The organism is Mycobacterium intermedium (assembly GCF_002086275.1).
GTDB classification, from domain to species: domain Bacteria; phylum Actinomycetota; class Actinomycetes; order Mycobacteriales; family Mycobacteriaceae; genus Mycobacterium; species Mycobacterium intermedium.
In genome coordinates, this window is sequence record NZ_MVHT01000169.1 from 1 (window position 1) to 4,819 (window position 4,819).

Sequence of the window (4,819 nt, forward strand, 5' to 3'; positions counted from 1 at the left end):
CGGCGGCCCTGGCGGCGGTGCTGGACAGGGCGGCGGCCCCGGTGGCGGCCACGGCGGCCCAGGTCAAGGCGGTCAGGCGGAGCGGGTGGCGTCGGGGCCAGGGGTGTCGACGGTGTCAATCCGGGCGATCACGGCACCAATGGTCAGGACGGCTTTGCCGGTGGCAGCGGTGGTAGCGGTGGCGAGGGTGGGGCTGCGGGTGCCGCGCCGGCCGGCGAGGCGGGCAGCCGAGGTGCTGGCGGCGCGGGTGGTGAAGGCGGAGCGGGCGGAGCCGGGGGCGATGGTGGGAACGGTGCGGCGGGCGCCGTTCCCCTCGGGTTCAACTTGCCCGGTGGAGATGGCGGCAACGGCGGCAACGGTGGCAACCCAGGCGCTGGCGGCAAAGGCGGGATAGGCGGTGACGGTTCTACCGCGGGCGCCAACGGTGCGGACGGCGCGACCCCCACCAGCGGCGGCAACGGCGGCCACGGGGGCGCTGGCGCGATGAGTACATCCGAGAGCCAGACCGGTGGGAAGGGCGGCAACGGCGGTAACGGTGGTGCGGTCGGTAACGGCGGTAACGGCGGTGATGGTGGCGCCGGCACGGAAGGAAGAGCCTTCACCGGATTCCGTGACGGCGGGGCCGGCGGGGCTGGCGGGGCCGGCGGGTCGGGCGGCTCCGACGCCGGTAACGGCGGTAAGGGAGGTGCTGGCGGGGCCGGTGGCAACGGCGCCAGGGGCTCCAAAGGCTTTGCCGGCCTCAACGCCACGACCCCCGGCGCCGACGGTGAACGAGGCGCTGACGGCGGTACCGGCGGAACAGGAGGAGCTGGCGGCGACGGGGGTGCCGGCGGCGCGGCGCCAAAGGGCCAGGCCGGTGAACAAGGCGTAGGCGGGAACGGGGGTAACGGCGGCGTCGGTGGCAACGGCGGCAACGGCGGCAACGGCGCAAGGGGTGCGGATGCTACCGGCGTCGGCCCCGGTGGAGCCGGTGGAAACGGCGGTGACGGCGGTAACCCCGGCCTCGGCGGCGCCGGCGGAAAGGGCGGTGCCGGCTCCACCCCTGGCACCGACGGCCAGGCCGGCGCAGGTGGTAGCCAGGGCGGCGACGGCGGCAAAGGGGGCGACGGCGGCAACGGCTCACCAGGGGTCCTCAACAACGCCACCGGCGACGGCGGTGACGGCGGCCCCGGCGGCAAGGGCGGCAACGGCGGTGTAATCGGCAATGGGGGCGTCGGCGGTAAGGGCGGCACCGGCGGGAATGGCACCACCAGTGGTACAGGCGGCAACGGCGGCACTGGCGGCGCCGGCGGCGCCGGCGGCGCGATCTCCGGCAACGGAGGAGCCGGGGGTGTCGGCGGCGACGGTGGAACTGGCGCCGGATCAGCCGGCGGTACGGGCGGGACCGGCGGCACCGGCGGCGACGCGGGCCTGAGCGGTGACGGTGGCGCGGGCGGTAAAGGCGGCACCGGCGGTGTTGGCGGCGGCCTCGCGCTCGGTGGCGCCGCAGGCACCGGCGGCAACGGCGGCACCGGCGGCAAAGGCGGAACCAACGCCGGCAATGGTGGTAACGGGGGCGACGGCGGTACCGGCGGCGTCGGCGGCGCTGGGCAAACCGGCACCGCCGGCGAACCCGGTAAATATGGCATCTTCGAGCCAAACGGCACAGGTACAAACGGTGGCGATGGCGGCACCGGCGGAGCCGGGCAAAACGGCGGAACCGGTGGTAATGGCGGTAAAGGCGGAGCCGCGCCAGCAGGAACGTCCGGGACCGACGGTGCCGGTGGGGTTGGCGGTGCCGCCGTTGCCGGCGGTGCCGGCGGCGCCGGGGGTTATGGGGGCGACGGCGCTCTCTCCAAGGAGCCGGGCTGGGGCAACGGCGGCAACGGTGGGAACGGCGGTGCCGGCGGTGCCGGTGGAGCGGGCGGAGCCGGCGGGTTCGGTGCGGGCGGCCAGGCGGCAAAGGGCGCTGCGGGCGCCCAAGGCGCCGGCGGTGCCGGCGGCAAGGGCGGCGCAGGCGGCGGCCTCCTCTTGGATGGCAAGGCCACGGCCGGCGCCAACGGCGGCAACGGCGGCAACGGCGGCGACGGTGGTATCGGCGGTGTCGGTGGCGACGGTGGTATCGGCGGCGATGCCTCGACTCACGGATCCGGCGGTGTTGGCGGTAACGGCGGCCGAGGCGGCGACGGCGTCATCGCCGGTGGCAACGGCGGTAGCGGTGGTAACGGTGGTCAGGGCGGAGTCGGCTTCAACTTTCCCCCGGTATCCGGCGGCCCGGGCGGTAACGGTGGGGCAGGCGGCGATGGTGGCAACAAGATCGGCGCCCCTGCCGCCCCTGGTGGCAAAGGTGCAGAGGGCGGCCCAGGCGGCGCGTATGGCGGCGTTGGTAACCCTGGTCCCGGCGGCACCGGCGGCGCCGGCGGTCTCGGCGGAACCTCCTGATCGCGCCTTAGGTCGTAGCGAGGCCGCTTGGCCCGCCGAGGCCCGGTTCATCGTGGTCGACGCCGGTGGCCAGGTCGGCGCAGTCGACGATCTCGACGTCGTCTCGGGCTCGCAGAAACGGGCCGGCGCCGCGGTCACCCGTGACGCATTCGATCACCTCGGGCCAGTGCCGTCGTGCGATGACAACCGGGTGTCCGGGCCGGTCGCCGTAGTACGCCTGAGCCAAGCCGCTGTGAGATGCCAACGCGCGCTGCAGAACTCGCGACACCACCGCCGCGTCGACATCCGGGGTGTCGATCACGTGCAACACGGCGTACTCGGCCCCGATCGAGTCGGCCTTGCGTAGGCCGGCGCGTACCGATGCGCTCAGACCGGCCTGCCAGTCCGAGGCAGTGGTGACGATGATGTCGTCGGGCAACCGCACCTGCGCGGCTCCGAGCACCACGACCACGACGTCGCATCCGCCGTCACGTAAGGCTGCCAACGCGCTGTTACGCCATTCGTCGACAAGCACCTTTGGTTTGCCGTATCGACGACCCGCCCCAGCGGCCAACAACACACCGGCGGTCATCGGTGGCGGTCCGACACCGTGCGCCATCGGTTAAACCTAGCGACCGCCCGACTGCGCGGCGACCGGCGGTACGGGAGCCGTCGGCAGCGTCGCAATCAGGTTGGGCGCCAGACGTGTTCGCGCGTCTGATCAGTTCCTCACGGAGGAAAAGACACTATTGCGGTCAATCCAGTCGTCAATGACGCCGACGGTAACCGGTAGGGCAGCGCCCGAAAACACCATGTGGTCGGATCGAGGAATTTCGACGCAGGTACCGAGCTGGTACCGCGCTGCGGCCTGTCTTATAGCCGCGATTGGCACGATGAGGTCGAACTCGCCCCCGATCACCAGCACCGGGGTTTTGATCGCCGCATAGTCGACGACGGGGGCTTGGGAAAGCTTGAAGGTTGCCAGGAGCATTTCCCATTGCGCTCTCCCGGATTCGTAAACCAAGCCCTCATATATCTCACGTGCCGTGTTCTCGGACTGCGTGTTGGCTATCCACTGTCGGAATCTTTGGAAATCTGGTGGCGAAACGGGTTTGGCCCACGGGCGAAGTCGCAAGAAGAATGGGATAGCCATGCGTCTGTTCGCCGGGGTCGATGCGTTGATGCCGGCAGCCGGGGCGGGACATGCTGCCACCACCCCGGCGTGGGGTGACCGCGCGGCGACGAGCTGAGCCAGTAGCCCGCCCATCGAGTGGCCCACCAGCAGCGGTGGCGAATCAATCGCGTTGACAAAGCCAACGAGGTCGTCCGTGTAGTCCCGAAGACTCAGTGACGCAACCCTGGCGGCACCCTCAATAATCGGCAGTTCGTGAAACCGCAGCGTGGGCGTATGCACCGCGTAACCACGCTCTTCAAAGGCGGCGCGGGCAGCGGCAAGTTGTTGTCCGCGGCTCCAATTGCCGTGAATCAGAACGATGTGCTTGGTGTCCGCCATGGCGACAACGGTGCTGCGGCTGGCCTGCCGGTAGTTCGGCTAGCGGGGCAGCACGGCTTCGATGGCGCTGATGACCTCGGGCGCGTCGGGCTCGGTGCGCGGCCTGAACCGATTTACCACTTGACCGTCGGGTGCGACGAGGAACTTCTCAAAGTTCCACTGAATGTCGCCGGCGGTGCCGTCGGCGTCGGCGGCCTGCGTGAGCTCGGCGTAGAGCGGGTGTCGGTTGTCGCCGTTGACTTCGGTCTTTTCCAGCAGCGGGAACGTCACCCCGTAGGTAGACGAGCAGAACGCCTGGATCTCTTCGGCCGTGCCGGGCTCCTGGCCCATGAACTGATTGCACGGGACGCCGACGACCGTCAGGCCTCGGTCGCGGTATTCCTTGGCCAGCTTCTCCAACGCCGTGTACTGCGGGGTGAGGCCGCATTTGGAGGCGACATTCACAACCAGCGTTGCGCCGTTGGACAATTCGCCGAGCGTGGTCGGTTTGCCATCGAGGGTGGCCACGGCAATGTCTTTGACAGTCACGCAGACGACGTTAACACTGCCAGACGTCGGCAGGTCTCGGGATTCGCCGCGGGCTAGATTGCCCCTATGCGCATTGTTCGCCCGCTTGCCGTAGTCCTGACGCTGCTCACCGCGGGGTTGCTGCTGGGAGCCCCCGCCGGCGCGCAACCGCCGGACAAGCTCACCGAACACCTCACCGACAGCACTGGTGTGTTGACGGGTTCGGATCGGGCTGCGGTCAACTCGGCAATTGACCGGCTTTATCGCGATCAGCACATCCAACTGTGGGTGGTCTACGTCGACAACTTCTCCCGGTTCAAACCCGAAAACTGGGCCAGCCAAACCCGCAGTGCCAGCGGGATGGGTGGCCGCGACGCACTGCTGGCCATCGCCACGAAC

6 protein-coding genes are annotated in these 4,819 nt (G+C 70.0%); 3 read left to right on the forward strand and 3 right to left on the reverse strand.

Annotated features, from left to right (window positions below):
• Positions 1-394: hypothetical protein (locus tag BST27_RS34700; RefSeq protein ID WP_211285329.1), on the forward strand; the 394-nt coding region annotated here is incomplete at its 5' end.
• Positions 325-2,421: a PE family protein gene (locus tag BST27_RS33325; protein ID WP_211285330.1), complete on the forward strand. Its 2,097-nt coding sequence runs from the start codon at positions 325-327 to the stop codon at positions 2,419-2,421. The genes BST27_RS34700 and BST27_RS33325, both read left to right, overlap by 70 nt.
• Positions 2,422-2,428: 7 nt before the next feature.
• Here BST27_RS33325 and BST27_RS29575 read toward each other — a convergent pair whose 3' ends face one another.
• From BST27_RS29575 to BST27_RS29585, 3 genes are all read right to left on the reverse strand, one after another.
• Positions 2,429-3,019 (reverse strand): nucleotidyltransferase family protein, encoded by a 591-nt coding sequence (locus BST27_RS29575; protein WP_232007420.1) that lies wholly within the window; start codon positions 3,017-3,019, stop codon positions 2,429-2,431.
• Positions 3,020-3,121: 102 nt separating this feature from the next.
• Positions 3,122-3,913 (reverse strand): alpha/beta hydrolase, encoded by a 792-nt coding sequence (locus BST27_RS29580; protein ID WP_069421799.1) that lies wholly within the window; start codon positions 3,911-3,913, stop codon positions 3,122-3,124.
• Positions 3,914-3,952: 39 nt separating this feature from the next.
• Positions 3,953-4,441, reverse strand: coding sequence for a glutathione peroxidase (locus BST27_RS29585; protein ID WP_069421800.1), 489 nt, complete (start codon positions 4,439-4,441; stop codon positions 3,953-3,955).
• Positions 4,442-4,507: 66 nt separating this feature from the next.
• Between BST27_RS29585 and BST27_RS29590 the strand changes: the two genes are divergently transcribed.
• A partial coding sequence (locus tag BST27_RS29590) for a TPM domain-containing protein (protein WP_139805454.1) occupies positions 4,508-4,819 on the forward strand: 312 nt, incomplete at its 3' end.